The organism is Dehalococcoidia bacterium (assembly GCA_035528575.1).
In the GTDB taxonomy this organism is placed as follows: domain Bacteria; phylum Chloroflexota; class Dehalococcoidia; order E44-bin15; family E44-bin15; genus DATKYK01.
On the sequence record DATKYK010000034.1, the window covers coordinates 89,803 to 104,195 of the forward strand.

Consider the following 14,393-nt stretch of genomic DNA (forward strand, 5'->3'; position numbering starts at 1 on the left):
ACACTATCGATCTATTTTCGTGGCAATAACATGAGAGCGAAGGAAACTCTAATCATATTCCTAAAAGGGCTGTTTATGGGAATAGCCGATATTATTCCTGGTGTTTCCGGTGGAACAATTGCACTGATCACAGGTATATATATGAGGCTGGTTCATGCGATTAGCGGAATAAATCTGAGGTTTATCTCTCGTTTGGTTAAGGGTGATTTCGAGGGGGCAAAAAAAAGTATCGGGGACATCGATTTCCAATTGTTCATCCCACTTCTTGCAGGTATTGGTTTAGCAATATTCCTTATGTCAAATTTACTGGATTACCTTCTGCAGAACTTTGAAGCCTCAACTTACGCTTTCTTCTTTGGTTTAATACTCGCATCGCCGGTTCTGCTTTACGAGAAGATAGAAGGCTTATCCGTTAAGATCATTATTTTCTCAATCGCTGGATTTTTAGCTGGCTTCTTTTTAGCCGGTTTAGCCACGCTACAAATCGGGCACTCATTACCCGTTATTTTTCTTTCAGGTATGATAGCCATATGCGCTATGATCCTGCCCGGGATCTCAGGTGCATTCATGCTGCTGTTCTTGGGCATGTATGATTATATGATCAATGTTCTCAAGAATTTACAGTTCTTGGAGATATTCGTATTTATTTTCGGTGCTCTCATTGGTATTCTCGCTTTCTCCAGAGTATTAAACTATATATTACGAAAATATGAATCCATTACCATATCTTTTCTAATTGGTTTGATGCTGGGTGCATTGCGGCTCCTTTATGACAATATAGCTAGTACCATGGATTCTATAGTGCATGTTGTTATTTCGGGCTTGCTTGGTTTTCTCATTATTCTCATTTTAATAAAATTCAAAAAGCGCGTTGCGGCATCATAGAACGTTTCTAAGCTGATTCGCTTGGATTAGTACCCTTATGTAATTTTAAAGTGGCAAATAAGACAGAACTAGTTGGACTAGGCGAAGCTCCTGTGGATACTGTTATGGTGGTGGTATCGCCCTCCGTAACCCATAATACAGTGCCAAGGCCTTCACCAACGACATCTTCCACTTTAGCAACAGAACAATCAATGGTAAGCGTTATGGTAGCTGTGCCTATCTAAGGTAGCAGTATGAATGAAAAAGGCTAATAGATGAGGGTTTGGCGGATGCAGGCTGCGGTGAGGTATGGCTGGCGAACAGCACGATTAGAACACGGTCTTGAAAAATGATAGGTTTATTCGGTAGAATATGGTGGTACCATAGCCGGCTCGCATAGCTCTGTCTGAAGAGCGGTGGGGCTTCAGTCCGACGGGGTCAAAATTATGAAGAGATGTCTTGTTGCTGTATCTGTGGTAATGCTTCTGGTTGGTCTGGCAGGAATGGTTAGCTGTGCTAATGATGGATGGTGGCGTGGTGGAGTGGCACCGTCAGCGATAGTGGAAGATTTTTATCAGGCGGTAAACGAAGGGGACCTTTCCCAGGCTGAACAATTTGTAGGAGATGTCCAGTTTATGGAGGTGGCTTATCTGGTGGTGGGCAATATACAAAGAGTTGAGATACTCGATGAGCTGATAGAGCCGGATATAAAAATACTTTATGGCCATGAAGTTCAGCGGGCGTGGATAACGATTAATGTAACCCTCAGCCCCAGTTTTGAAGAACCCACTGATTGGGATTTGTATAGGGAGCTTCGGTTTATTACCAGCCCCTTTCCCGAAGGAGAGCACCTGTTGTATTTGCAAAAACATGACCCGGAGTATCGTCCAGAATGGGAAGGAGAGTGGATAATAAGGGGTAGCATACTAGCAGACTGACATTTCCCCCTAAGTCCACTGAACCGAGGAGTCAAGGGAATCTGTTCAGCCATTCTCTCACTGGATACTTGCTAGAAAGAGTCAAATAGGCCCAAAAATCGGGTGATTGGTGAGCTTGCCGCAGGGCCATTTAATTAAGTCATCCCAGTATTAATCTTGAGATTCCGAAACAAGTTCAGAGTGATAATGTAAGTTGCTATAGCTCTGAATTATACCCACAATAGGCAAGCGGTGACCTGTCATTAATTTACTGGATGACTACGAAGTGGTTACAGGGTTATATTGGTATGGTATAATTATACACGGGTGGGAGGTATGAATAGCGATATAATTACGGTGCTGCGTCAGAATCATGCCCTGGAGCATGCCACTATCTCCCTGTTGACCAGGAAGCTTGACTCAAGCATTAGGATAATGGGGATGACCACTTTTGACGGCTTTTATATCTATGGGAATCTTCCCAGCAAAGCGGTTCGTGAGGCAGCCACAGAGGGGCTGGTCCGCTTGCAGGGGGGTGAGCGAGAGCTTGCGGTTTCTCCCCTCTGCGGGACCAACATTGTACTAGCAGGGATTATAGCGGCGGTAGCTTGCCTTCTTGCGTTGGGGAGTAATAACCGGGGGCATCGGCTGCCACTGGCCATTATGGCGGCAGTCGGGGCGATCATCATTGCCCAGCCCGCAGGCAGGGCCGCTCAGAAGTATGTTACCACCTGTTCAAGCCTCCCCGATGTTACCATCAAGCGAATCACCCGCCGTGGTTCAGGCAGACGAATCCTCTACAAGGTAGAAACGGCCCATCGGTAGGCTTGCTCTCTGGCTTAGCCCGCCCGCTGTTGCTTTCACCAGTTCATCACTCCGAGACCGTTATAAAAGAGGTGCAGGATACTTCCTGCCGGGGGTCTGGGGGTGTCCCCCAGCTTTAAAAAGTCCCCCAAGATTGGGGGATTAGGGGGTTGAGTGAGACTATTTCAGCAGTCTCACTCCTAATATATGGTATCGCCATACTACTCTTATGCCAGTTTGGGCACTGTTCACGCTTTATGGTTTATGGTGATTGGTAATTAGTAACGGCTGAATGTATTCGGTTATTGCGAGCCTGCCAAGTCGGGGCATGGCAATCTCCGCGTTACATTGGGGAGTTAGTGAATCGGTGATTATGGCATGGCTGAATATACACCTGTCAAACCTGGAGATTGCCATGTTACTTCGTGCCTCGCAATGACGCATTAATACTCGCCACAATGTCGGGATCTCGCGGGGGCGGATGAGAACTTTACATTGAAAAGCATAGCTTCATAGGCTATAATCGACATGATATTTAAAGGGATTTTATGTTTAGGACTCATAGTTGTGGCGAGCTGACCGTAGAGCATATCGGCGAGCGGGTAACCCTTGCAGGATGGGTGCATCGGCGGCGGGATCACGGCGGGCTGGTGTTTATTGACCTGAGAGACGGTGCTGGCCTGGTACAGGTGGTATTCAATCCTGAGGTATCGGGGGCGGGACACGGGGTTGCTACCGGGTTGCGCAATGAGTATGTGATTCAGGTCACCGGCGATGTGGCGAAGCGCCCGCCGGGAACGGAGAATCCGAATATCACCACCGGGGAGGTGGAGGTCCTTGTACAGCAGGTGCAGATCCTCAATCCGTCAAAGACACCGCCATTTTACATTAATGAGGATATAGAGGTGGAAGAGAATCTCCGCCTCCGCTACCGCTATCTCGACCTGCGCCGCCCGAGGGTGAAGCAGAACATTCTGTTGCGGCATCGGGTTATCAAGTTCATGCGCGATTTCCTGGACGAGCGGGGCTTTATCGAGATCGAGACCCCGATACTGATCAAGAGCACCCCTGAAGGGGCACGGGACTATCTGGTGCCCAGCCGGGTTCACCCAGGCAGGTTCTATGCCCTGCCCCAGTCCCCACAGCAGCTGAAGCAACTGCTCATGGTGGCCGGCTTCGAGAAATATTTCCAGGTTGCCCGCTGCTTCCGCGATGAAGACCTGCGTGCCGACCGCCAGCCGGAGTTCACCCAGCTCGACCTGGAGATGAGCTTTATCGATGAGGAGGACATCCTGGTTCTCATGGAGGAGCTTTTTATCTCACTGGTAGAGAATATTACCCCCGACATGCGGGTTTTAAAGCCCTTTCCACGCCTTAGCTACCGCGATACCATGGAGCGCTATGGGACGGATAAGCCTGATCTGCGCTACGGTCTGGAGATCAGGGGTATCTCGGACATCGTTGCCGGCTCCGAGTTCACCGTGTTTCGCTCCGCCCTGGATGCAGGGGGAGTGGTGAGGGGGATATGTGCCCCCGGTTGCGCCCATTACTCCCGCCGCCAACTGGATGAGCTGGCGGAGTTTGTCCGCACCTATGGGGCAAAGGGGCTTATTACCCTCCCCATCGGGGAGCAAGAGGCGAAATCGGTTCTGGGCAAGCACCTTACCGCCGACCAGATAGGGGAGATGGCGAGGTGTTTCGAGGCGAAGGAGGGGGATCTCCTACTACTGGTTGCAGGGGAGACCCAAATGGTTGAGGGGTCGCTGGGGGCACTTCGTGGCGAGATGGCACGTCGCCTGGGGCTTTTGGATGCCAACCTCCTTGTCTTCTGCTATATACTGGATTATCCCCTTCTAGAGAAGGGGGAGGGTAGCAGGTGGGAGCCGATGCATCACCCGTTCACTGCACCCAGGGACGAGGATATTCCCCTTATCGACAGTGCACCGGAGAGGGTGCACGCCAAACACTATGACCTGGTATGCAATGGGTGCGAGCTTTCCAGTGGCAGCATCAGGATACATAACCGCGAGCTTCAGGAGAAGGTTTTCAATCTGTTGGGTTATGGCAAAGAGGAGGTCAAAAAGCGGTTCGGATACCTCCTTGAGGCCTTTGAGTACGGTGCCCCGCCCCATGGTGGCATAGCACCGGGCATTGATCGGGTGGTGATGCTACTCGCTGGTGCAGAGAGCATCAGGGACGTTATCCCTTTCCCCAAGAACAAGAGCGCCGTGGACGTTATGTTCGATGCCCCCTCCGAGATATCGGAGGAGCAACTCAGGGAGCTTCATCTCAGATTAAGGCTCGATTGAAGTGAATTTTAAACCGAGGGTGAGCCGCTTTATTCACACGGTTTGGGGAGGCAGGGGGAGAGAGCGAAGCAGGAGAACTGCCATTGCCCTGGTGGCGATGGCCTTTTTATTAATGGCCTTCAGTTGCCGCTTTTTGCCTGAGAGCGATGGTTTTAACCTCTCTGGCTCCTCTCCATCTACTCTGGACCCTGCTCTTTGCGCCGATGCCTTCTCGGCAGGCTACATCGTGGAGATATTCAGCGGTCTGGTCACCCTCGATAGTAACCTTAATGTGGTAGAGGATATCGCTGAGAGCTACGAAATTAGCACCGATGGCATGACCTATACCTTTAACTTACGCGAAGGGGTGATATTCCATGACGGCGGGGAGGTTACGGCCAGCGATTTCAAGTATTCAATAGAACGTGCCGCTAACCCCGAGACCGGCTCTCCGGTGGTGGAGGCCTACCTCGGCGATATAGTGGGCGTTAAGGAGAAGTTGGGGGGCGAGGTAGACGAGGTCAGTGGGGTCCGCGTGGTGGATGAAGAAACCCTTGAAATCACCATTGATGCCCCAAGGGCATACTTTCTGGCCAAGCTGACCAACCCCACTGCCTTTGTGGTGGATGAGGAGAATGTGGCGTCTGGGGACGACTGGTGGCGGCACCCCAATGGGACCGGGCCCTTCAAGCTGGAGGAGTGGCAGGCAGGACGGCACATCGTCCTGGAGCGGAACGAGGATTTTTATGGTGGTGAGGTCAAGCTGGATAGGGCAACCTTCCACCTGCGCGGCAACTCGATGACGATGTACGAGAATGATGAGATCCAGATAACTCAGGTGGGTACAACTAACATCGAGAGGGTGCTCGATCCCACCAACCCGCTGAACCGGGAGCTGGTTGTCGTCCCCGAGCTTTCCGTTTCCTATATTGGCTTCAACAATGCAGTGCCCCCCTTCGATGATGAGAAGGTGCGTCAGGCATTCTGCCATGCTGTGGACAAGGACAAGATTACCCAGGTACTGCTAAAGGATGCCGTATCGCCTGCTGGCGGCATCCTCCCTCCGGGCATGCCGGGCTACAGTGAGGAACTGAAGGGCTTAAGCTATGATGTGGCGAAGGCACAGCAGCTTATCGCTGAGTCGAGCTACCATGACGACCTGCCGCCCATTGTTCTCTCCGTGTCAGGCAGTTGTGCCGGGGTGTCCGCTGTGGATTCTGCCATTGCCTGGATGTGGCAGGAGAACCTGGGGGTTGAGGTGGCGATCGAGGTGATGGAGTTGGAGACCTTTCTCGATGATATGAGGGAAGGGAGGTTTCAGGCGTTTGAGATTGGCTGGATCGCAGACTACCCCGACCCCGAAGATTTTCTGGACCTCCTGTTTTACAGCGAAAGCCAGGAGAACCATACCGGCTATAGCAATCACAAGGTGGACGAGTTGCTTGAGATAGCGCGCGTGGAAAGCGAGATCGAAGCCAGGCTGGTAATATATCAGGATGTAGAGCAGATCATCGTTGATGATGCCCCCTGGCTTCCTCTCTGGTTCGGGCAAAGCTACTACCTGGTGAAGCCCGAGGTAAAAGGCTTCTCCCCGGCACCTATGGTCATCCCCGTGCTCAAGGGTGTGTGGATAGAGGATTGAGCCTCTTATTTCGTTCACTGAATGGGGTTTATACCGGGGATCAGGAATTTGCATCGGTTATCATTGTGACGACCACGATATCCCGGCTTGAGGGATCAGGCAACCTTATGTCAGGTTTGTATAAGACGTCCATTCCACGCTCTGGATTTCACTGGGTAGGATTGTGGAGGGAAGCTCATTAGAGGTTTCCATATGGAAAGGGTATATGCAATCTGTGGGCGTCACGGCAGAAATGAGTCTCGGGGTGGGCAGGTCTTAGGAGTGTGAGATTGTATCAGAACCTCGCAGTGATAGGCTAAAAGATTCGTGTGCGATGTATCATAATGTACAGGACGAATACGGCTTCTTGGATAGGTCTCTTTTTCATGTTATAATGGGATGCGGTGAAGGTTAAGGCAGAGCGAACAGAAAATAGCCAGATGGTGCTTGAGGTGGAGGCGGAGCCTGAGGAGGTAGAGCGCTCTCTGGAACAGGCCTATCATCGCCTGGTAAAGCGGGCCGAAGTACCCGGTTTTCGCCGCGGGAAGGCGCCCCGGGATATGCTGGAGAACTATGTGGGCAGGGGGGCACTCCTGGAGAGTGCACTGGAGAAGCTGGTTCCGCAACTGCTGAGCCGGGCTATCGAGGAGCAGGGGATCGATGTTATCGCTCATCCTGAGATCGAGATTACCAAGGCTGACCCCGTGACCTTTAAAGCTATCGTACCGTTACGTCCCACTGTGAAGCTGGGGAGCTATCGGGAGCTTGACATCGCGCCGGAGACTGTTACCTCCTCCGAGGAGGATGTAAACAGGGTTATCGAGCAGACTCGCTACCGGCAAGCCCCCTGGGAGCCGGTGGAGCGCCCTGTTAAGTTTGGCGACCTGGTGATTATCGATATTATGGGTAGTGTGGAGGGGAAACCTCTACTGGATAGAAAAGACCTTGAATTTCAGGTGCAGGGGGGATTACCCTTCCCCGTCCCCGGGTTTGCCGAAAAATTGGAGGGAGTGGAGCGGGGGGAGGATATGGAGTTCAGTATTTCTCTTCCCTCTGATTACGGGGTGAGCGAGCTTTCCGGAAAGGAATGCTACTTTAAGGTACGGGTTAGCGAGATAAAGGAGAAGAAGCTCCCTGAGCTCAACGATGAATTTGCCAGGAGCATTGGGCAGGGCTTCGAGACCCTCGATGCGCTTACCGATAGCGTAACCGAAAATATCCGGCTTGTGGCTGAGCAGAGCGCCAGGAGGCGCCATGAGGAGAAGGTCATCGATGCGGTGGTGGAGGGTTCCCATGTGGAATTCCCGCCGATTTTTGTGGAGCAGGAGATTGACCGGTTTATAGCGGAGCAGGAAAGGGATCTGAGTCAAAATAGGATGAGCCTGGAGGACTACCTCAGGATTAGCAAGAAGAGCAGGGATGAGTTCAGGGAGGAATTGCGGCCCGTGGCCAGCGGTCAGGTGGCGCGATCTATCGTAATCTCCAAGGTAGCAGAGGCGGAGGATATAGCAGTAAGCGATGAGGAGATCGATGGAGAGGTGGCGGAGATGGTTATGGGCGCGGGGGAGCAGGGGGAGGCATTGAAGAAGCTTTTCCAGTCTGCGGAAGCCCGTCAGTCACTGGAGAGGATGCTGGTTAGCAGGAAGACGATTGAGCGGCTGGTGGAGATCGCCTCGGGTGGGGCGGAATCTATACCGGGGATTGCTGCAGCTACTTCGGGCGACGATAAGGCCACATCGGGAGAGCCCGAATTAATATCAGGCCAATCGGAAGTTATGTAAAGGCATAGTAGAGAAAGGAGTTAAGAAAATGGAGTTAAAAGGGGTAATACCTTTTGTTACGGAGACCAGTGCTCGAGGGGAGCGCACTCTGGATATTTACTCGCTGCTCTTAAAGGAGCGGATAGTCTTTCTGGGCACGCCTATCACTGACCAAGTAGCGAACCTTATCATTGCCCAGCTTCTATACCTGGAGCGGGACGACCCGGAGAAGGATGTCAGCCTCTATATCCACTGCCCTGGCGGGATAATCAACTCTGGTTTTGCCATCTACGATACCATGCAGCTCATCCGCTGTGATGTATCCACCATTTGCGTTGGCCTGGCGGCAAGCATGGGGACCCTCTTACTGTGTTCCGGTGCTAAGGGAAAGCGCTACACACTACCCAACGCCACCATCCACATGCATCAGCCGATGGGTGGTGCCCAAGGGCAGGCTGCAGACATAGCTATTGCTGCCAAGGAGATTATAAGGATGCAGGAGAAGCTGCGCATCATTATCGCCAAGCATACCGGTCAGTCTTATGATAGGGTGGCCAAGGACACCGACCGCGATTTCTATTTGAGCGCAGAGCAGGCGGTGGAGTACGGGCTGGTGGACGAGATACTGGCCAAGGAAGAGCCCAAAGAGTCCAAGGGTTAATCGAAAAGGAGGAGTTGGTTGGCAGAAACAATAATCTATGAGAAGAAGGGACATATTGCCTACTTTACCATAAATCGCCCCGAGGCAATGAACGCATTTGATTTTGCCACCATGAGGACATTCAGCGAGGTCACGTTAAGATTTCGTGATGATGATGAAGCCTGGGTAGCAATAATCACTGGGGCTGGCGATAAGGCGTTCTCCGCCGGTTTCGATCTTAAGGAGCTTATTCCGGGGCAGGATAAATTGCCATCTCCAGGCAGCGGGCCACCGCTCATCCAGCGGGGGCTCTATATCTGGAAACCCTTTATCGCAGCCATCAACGGCGTTGCCATGGGGGGCGGGCTGGAACTGGCTCTTGCCTGTGACCTGAGGATCGCCGCCGAAAATGCCACCTTCAGCGTTCCCGAGGTCAAGTGGAATCTGATCCCGGGCTGGGGGGGTACCCAGAGGCTGCCGCGGATGATACCACGGGCTAAGGCTGCCGAGATGCTGCTCACCGGCGATCGCATCGATGCCAACGAGGCCTACCGCCTGGGTCTGGTCAATAAGGTGGTTCCTGCCTCCGAGCTCATGACTGCGGTGGAGGCACTGGCCAGCAGGATTGCGCAGAACGGCCCCCTGGCGGTCAGGGCGGCCAAAGAGGCCATGATAAGGGGCGCCAGCATGACCCTCGATGAAGGTATGGAACTGGAACTAAGCCTGGTGGATTCACTGCTGGATACTGAGGATGCTAAGGAGGGTCCAAGAGCCTTTGCCGAAAAGAGGAAGCCGGAGTTCAAGGGAAGATAGCGTTTTTTACCATTTCGACATCATATCTTCCCAGAAAGCATAGATGCCTTTTCCATGCCGCCCGCCGGTATACCCCGCCCTCACCATAGTCCGAATAAGGGGGTGTAGTTGACCTTTCTCCGAGCCCAATTCCCGTATGGCGTCTTCCTCGGAAACAGCGTAGGTGCCCCACGCGCCGCTGAAATCCCCCAGCTCCAGGGGTCCCATGGGCAGGTTGAATCCCAGCTTTAGCGCCTTATCGATATCCTGTGGAGAGGCGACCCGCTCCCAGACCATTTGCAGGCTCTCCCACCTCAGTGCCCGATAGGCCCTGTTGGCGATGAAGCCATAGCTGAAGTCCTTGCACACCACGAACTCCTTGCCCAGCTTCTTGACCAGGGCGCAGCCCAGCTCCACCGTTTCATCGGAGCTAAGCGTGCCCCTGACCACCTCCACCATCTTCATCACCCCCACCGGGTTGAAGAAATGTATGCCCAGCACCTTGTCCGGCCTGGCGGTGGCGCTGGCTATCTCCGTTATGTTCATCTGAGAGGTGTTCGAGGCAAGGATCGCGCCCGTTGGGGCATTCTCATCCAGCTTCTTGAAGACCTCCCGCTTAATTTCCAGATTCTCGGCCACGGATTCTATCACCAAGTCCGCATTCCTTGCCGCCTCGGAGATGTCGGTTGTTCCCCTAATCCTGCCCAATATCTCTTCCATCTGGGCCGGGGTCATTTTCTCCTTGTCCACAAAGAACTTCTTGAGCCTCTCTTCGATGGCGTCAAGCCCTCTCTTCACCGTTTCGTCCTTTCGTGACCACAGCACAACAGGGTACCCTCCAACATTTGAGAGAAGCTCCGCTATCTGAGAGCCCATCGTCCCTCCGCCTATAACCGCAACGTTTTTAATCTCCGCTAATTTCAACAGTGTACCTCCTTACGATAATAGCCTGACCATGGTGCATTATATATCCTCGAACCAGCGCCCGCAATATCGTATACCGGTCCAGTGAATTGGTGACAGCAGACTTAAATCATTGATCCTGTCTGGCGAGGTTTTAATGCACGCTTACCTTTCAAAACCTACCTGCCTGATGTATTTCCGCTATGAGGCCGACCCTTCGGCCCGGGTCGGAGAGTCCCTGTTCCCGAGGGGAATGCCCACATCTATATTCTCATGGCAATCACCACAGAGTTGAAATCTAAAAGCCCAAATGTCACCCTGCTATCTGGACGCTAGAACATAGCGAGGATGCTGGAGAAGGAGCGATTGCCCGCCATTTCCAGGCGGAGAGTAGGTAAAAAGCACACAAGACTCATAGTGTCTTTCCCTGCAGCTTTCCGTATCTTTGACTTAGCCTGCGCAACGAAGGAAGACCGGCCCTTGCCCCTGGGCGGGCGAGAGAGAGTTGGGCGACAATATGCCCCAAGTAACCACATTCCTCCAGGTTTTTCCCCTTCATAATACCGAAGAGAAAGCCGGCGGCGAAGGCATCGCCGGCACCGGTGGTGTCTCCCGCTACTCGTTTTACTCTTTTGGCTTCTATTATGTATTCCCGGTCGCCGGTCGCTATATAACAGGCGGCGTTGCTCACTTTCCTTGTCATTCCCTCACCCAGGGTGACGGCCACGATCTGACAACCTAGCCTTAAGCAGCTTTGGGCTCCTTTCTGGAACTCCTCGCCGGTTAGCTCCTCTATCTCCATACGATTGAGGAAAAGAATATGAGTGCTCTTTATTATCGTGGATAAATCAGCCAGCCCGCGGGCAGCATACATCGAACCCGGTGCGAAGCTTACTTTAACCGACGGGGGTATCCGTTCCATCAGTTGCTTTTGAATCTCCAGTTGCCTTTCCCCGGCGAAGGACGAGAGGTGAAGTATCTGGGCTTTCCTAATGTAGTCAAGCTCTATATCATCGCTCTCCAGCAGGCTGTTGGCGTCAGGGGATACATATATGGCTCGCCGACCTCGCTTATCGGTGAGACACAGTGTGGTGCCTGTTTTTGCCTGTTTTACCCTGATCTGCCCGGTATTAATGCCGACTTTACCGAAGTCTTTCAGGATTAACCTACCCGCTTCATCATCGCCTATTACGCCAACGAATCCACCGCCAACCCCGAGCTTGGCCAGGCCGTAAAGGGTGTTTGCTGCCGAGCCCCCGGGTGACAGGTGAAAGTCGGTCACTGGAGCCTCGCCATCGCTCAGGATACGCGTCACACTATATATTTGGTCTATATTCAACGCTCCAAAGCCGATTATCTCAATAGCCACCATCTCCTCCTAGCCAAGCCTGCCCGCTTCCTGCCGAACCATCCGTCGAATCCTCTTGTGAATCTGGATTGCCTTCTCAAGGTCGTCTATCCCCTCAAGCCACAGAAATTCTCCTTCTCCCCCTTTTTGATCTCTCCTCTCTCTGTCCCACTGCTCAATAGCCTGTCTCACTGCCTCCTTCCCCCCTTCTTCCCAGGCATCGAGAGCGATCTTGAGGTCACCGATGTTACTCGAGGCGAGGCCCATAGTGGCGTAGGGCAGAGCATACTCATTGGCATTGAAGGCGATGGCCAGACCGCCGGCGCGATTTACCGTCTCCAGCATCCTGGCATCGGTGATGCTGTCTCCAACAACCACCACCTGCTCGGGGAATTGACCGCGGGCCCTAGCAAATCTTCGTAGCGCTGCCGCTTTCCTCTTTCCTCCCATCGGCTTCACCTCGCCAAGGGCAAGGCCCAGGCTGGTTTTAGGCAGTTCCTCCCAGAAGAAGCGGTCGAGGCGTTTTTTAATCCTTTTATCATCGCCGGCTTTAAGTGCTAGGATTTCTTGCTCTATCTCTGCCATCATGGTGAGATCCTCTTCACTCGCCAGGCTCCGATAGCGGTCGATAGGAAATCGAGTACAGGCAAGTTTCTCAGTGGCTATGCCTACCCGCTGCATGATGCGATTGGCGTATTGCTCGTAGCTGGTGCTAATGCAGAAAACCTGCCAGTGCTTCAGGCCGGCGATAAGCTCCGTGGCACCCTCAACGATAGCTGCACCCTCGGCAAGCCCGCTGATATCCTCCTCTGCGATGCCGTGATGGAGCAGGAAGGGAACGATGAGTGCCAGGGTATCTCCCGGTTCGTAGCCCTCCCTGCCTTCCATGGCGAGGAGGTCATCATAGCGGCTTATGACCTCGAAGATGTCCCCACCATTTGGAAAGAGCCTCATCAGCTCATAGGCGTTATCCTGAATCGATAGGGGTCCTTCCATATCGAAGAAGATGAGGTTCATAACTTTACCTTCGTAGGCTTCCCCCCTTCAATTATAACTTTATGTGCTCTACTGAGTATCCGACTGCCCAACTCCAGTCCATTACTGAAACGTTTTATAGAGACTTCCTCCGTGAAATCAATAGAAGATTGGAGCAACTCAAGTGTGAGCTTCTCTAGCTCTTCATCTAGGCCACCAATTGCAGCAAGTCCTAACCATGCGTCAGACTGAATTAATTCGCTCAATTGCCATGAATAGGAACGAATTTCCTCAAGCACTTTCAATGATTTCTGATTAAGTTGTAGTAGTTGTTCATTTGCCTTTATAAGCTTTTCCAAGTGTTCCTTATTGTTGCTTTCCTTATATTTCCTATCCAATTTTCTCGCCTTACTCTTGCTTTCTTCACACTGCTTTTCGAGATCCCTCTCAATTTCCTTTTTAATTCTCAGCTGGAAGCATAGCTGCATATGTCTATTCACGTGCTCAACAAGAGGCAAAATACGTTTCTCTCTATATTCCTTTGCCCATTCCTCCCTTTTTCCACGCATTGATAAATAATAACCTAAACCAGTGCCAGCAAGTGTGCCTGCGAGTATAAGGACTCCAAGAATGATTTCGAGTGTCATGAGACCTGCCCCTATAAAGTTCCTTTAATAGCTTGGTCTATTTCGTCACTCAGGTTATATCCAGTAATAGGCTTTCCATCACTGTTAACCACATTTCCCCCAGCTATCCTCACCTTGCCCTCGCTAAAGGCTTTTATAGTGGCAATGATTAGCGGGAACTCTCGCGCCAGGCCATACCTTCGGATCTCCTGGAAGAGGGGATTTCTCTCGCCTTCCTGCTTTTTCACCTCCGATATAGAACGCCCTTTTAGCTCATCCCAGTATCTATCGAATGGCTGGCCCTGGAGCGAAAAAGTGCAGTAGGCAACTGGCGGGCCCTCATCAAGCTGGGGGGTGACCAGGTGCATCATCGTGCCGCTTTCTTCCGCCTTGCTTTCTATGAGCTGCCAGATGACCTCCTGCCAGGTCCCTTTGGGACCGCCGGGGGCGGCGGGGTGAAGATTTATCATGGGGTAGCGTTGGCACATCTCCTCGCCGACGATGAGCATGTACCCGGCGAGGACGCAAAGGTCAGGGCCAGGACGAGAACCCTCAAGCTTCCGTATCGCCTCTTTTTCGAATTCCCCTCTCCACCTCTCCACATTACTTTTCTTTAACCTTTTAGACGATAGGCAGATGAGCGGTATTCGGTAGCTCTTGACTAGTTCGAAAAAGAGGTCACTTTCCGCTGTCTCTCCAGGCTCGCGATTGCTGAAGACAAAGGTAATGTCTGCCTTTATCTCGCCTTCCTCTATGCTGTGCCAGACTGCTCGAAGAAGGTGGCGCGCTGCCTCATCACTCCCGGTGGAAAACCATCCGATGCGATAGTCGCCCTTTAGCTCTTCAGCCATAGAT

Annotated in this window: 13 protein-coding genes; 8 read left to right on the plus strand and 5 right to left on the minus strand. The window is 52.3% G+C overall.

Features of this window, described 5'->3' with window-relative positions; genetic code table 11:
- The first annotated feature begins 75 nt into the window (after positions 1-75).
- From VMX96_08640 to VMX96_08675, 8 genes are all read left to right on the plus strand, one after another.
- Entirely contained in the window at positions 76-885 is an 810-nt protein-coding gene (locus VMX96_08640) for a DUF368 domain-containing protein (GenBank protein HUU63964.1), read from the plus strand.
- Positions 886-1,310: 425 nt separating this feature from the next.
- Positions 1,311-1,802, plus strand: a complete 492-nt coding sequence (locus VMX96_08645; GenBank protein ID HUU63965.1) for a hypothetical protein — start codon at positions 1,311-1,313, stop codon at positions 1,800-1,802.
- Between the two features lie 315 nt (positions 1,803-2,117).
- The gene (locus VMX96_08650) at positions 2,118-2,606 is read left to right on the plus strand and encodes a DUF6391 domain-containing protein (protein ID HUU63966.1); all 489 of its coding nucleotides are present in this window, start codon (positions 2,118-2,120) and stop codon (positions 2,604-2,606) included.
- Between the two features lie 527 nt (positions 2,607-3,133).
- A complete protein-coding gene (aspS, locus tag VMX96_08655) occupies positions 3,134-4,894 on the plus strand; it encodes an aspartate--tRNA ligase (protein ID HUU63967.1) in 1,761 nt (586 codons plus the stop codon).
- A 1-nt stretch (position 4,895) separates the two neighbouring features.
- Positions 4,896-6,515, plus strand: coding sequence for a peptide ABC transporter substrate-binding protein (locus VMX96_08660; GenBank protein HUU63968.1), 1,620 nt, complete (start codon positions 4,896-4,898; stop codon positions 6,513-6,515).
- Between the two features lie 383 nt (positions 6,516-6,898).
- A complete protein-coding gene (tig, locus tag VMX96_08665) occupies positions 6,899-8,275 on the plus strand; it encodes a trigger factor (GenBank protein ID HUU63969.1) in 1,377 nt (458 codons plus the stop codon).
- A 28-nt stretch (positions 8,276-8,303) separates the two neighbouring features.
- Positions 8,304-8,915, plus strand: a complete 612-nt coding sequence (locus tag VMX96_08670) for an ATP-dependent Clp protease proteolytic subunit (protein ID HUU63970.1) — start codon at positions 8,304-8,306, stop codon at positions 8,913-8,915.
- A gap of 18 nt (positions 8,916-8,933) precedes the next feature.
- Positions 8,934-9,707, plus strand: coding sequence for an enoyl-CoA hydratase-related protein (locus VMX96_08675; GenBank protein HUU63971.1), 774 nt, complete (start codon positions 8,934-8,936; stop codon positions 9,705-9,707).
- A gap of 6 nt (positions 9,708-9,713) precedes the next feature.
- Here VMX96_08675 and VMX96_08680 read toward each other — a convergent pair whose 3' ends face one another.
- The 5 genes from VMX96_08680 to VMX96_08700 form a co-directional block, all read right to left on the minus strand.
- Positions 9,714-10,610 (minus strand): 3-hydroxyacyl-CoA dehydrogenase family protein, encoded by an 897-nt coding sequence (locus tag VMX96_08680; protein HUU63972.1) that lies wholly within the window; start codon positions 10,608-10,610, stop codon positions 9,714-9,716.
- A 391-nt stretch (positions 10,611-11,001) separates the two neighbouring features.
- A complete protein-coding gene (locus VMX96_08685) occupies positions 11,002-11,961 on the minus strand; it encodes a PfkB family carbohydrate kinase (protein HUU63973.1) in 960 nt (319 codons plus the stop codon).
- A gap of 6 nt (positions 11,962-11,967) precedes the next feature.
- The gene (locus tag VMX96_08690; protein HUU63974.1) at positions 11,968-12,954 is read right to left on the minus strand and encodes a hypothetical protein; all 987 of its coding nucleotides are present in this window, start codon (positions 12,952-12,954) and stop codon (positions 11,968-11,970) included.
- On the minus strand, positions 12,951-13,559 hold the full coding sequence (locus VMX96_08695; protein HUU63975.1) for a hypothetical protein: 609 nt from the start codon (positions 13,557-13,559) through the stop codon (positions 12,951-12,953). Before VMX96_08695 ends, VMX96_08690 begins: the two co-directional genes overlap by 4 nt.
- A gap of 11 nt (positions 13,560-13,570) precedes the next feature.
- Positions 13,571-14,389 (minus strand): formyltransferase family protein, encoded by an 819-nt coding sequence (locus VMX96_08700; GenBank protein ID HUU63976.1) that lies wholly within the window; start codon positions 14,387-14,389, stop codon positions 13,571-13,573.
- Between the last annotated feature and the right edge of the window lie 4 nt (positions 14,390-14,393).

Coding starts and splice junctions, on each gene's coding strand:
- VMX96_08640 (HUU63964.1), top strand. CDS start 76: ATGGGAATAGCCGATATTATTCCTGGTGTTTCCGGTGGAACAATTGCA.
- VMX96_08645 (HUU63965.1), top strand. CDS start 1,311: ATGAAGAGATGTCTTGTTGCTGTATCTGTGGTAATGCTTCTGGTTGGT.
- VMX96_08650 (HUU63966.1), top strand. CDS start 2,118: ATGAATAGCGATATAATTACGGTGCTGCGTCAGAATCATGCCCTGGAG.
- aspS (HUU63967.1), top strand. CDS start 3,134: ATGTTTAGGACTCATAGTTGTGGCGAGCTGACCGTAGAGCATATCGGC.
- VMX96_08670 (HUU63970.1), top strand. CDS start 8,304: ATGGAGTTAAAAGGGGTAATACCTTTTGTTACGGAGACCAGTGCTCGA.
- VMX96_08685 (HUU63973.1), bottom strand. CDS start 11,961: ATGGTGGCTATTGAGATAATCGGCTTTGGAGCGTTGAATATAGACCAA.
- VMX96_08690 (HUU63974.1), bottom strand. CDS start 12,954: ATGAACCTCATCTTCTTCGATATGGAAGGACCCCTATCGATTCAGGAT.
- VMX96_08695 (HUU63975.1), bottom strand. CDS start 13,559: ATGACACTCGAAATCATTCTTGGAGTCCTTATACTCGCAGGCACACTT.
- VMX96_08700 (HUU63976.1), bottom strand. CDS start 14,389: ATGGCTGAAGAGCTAAAGGGCGACTATCGCATCGGATGGTTTTCCACC.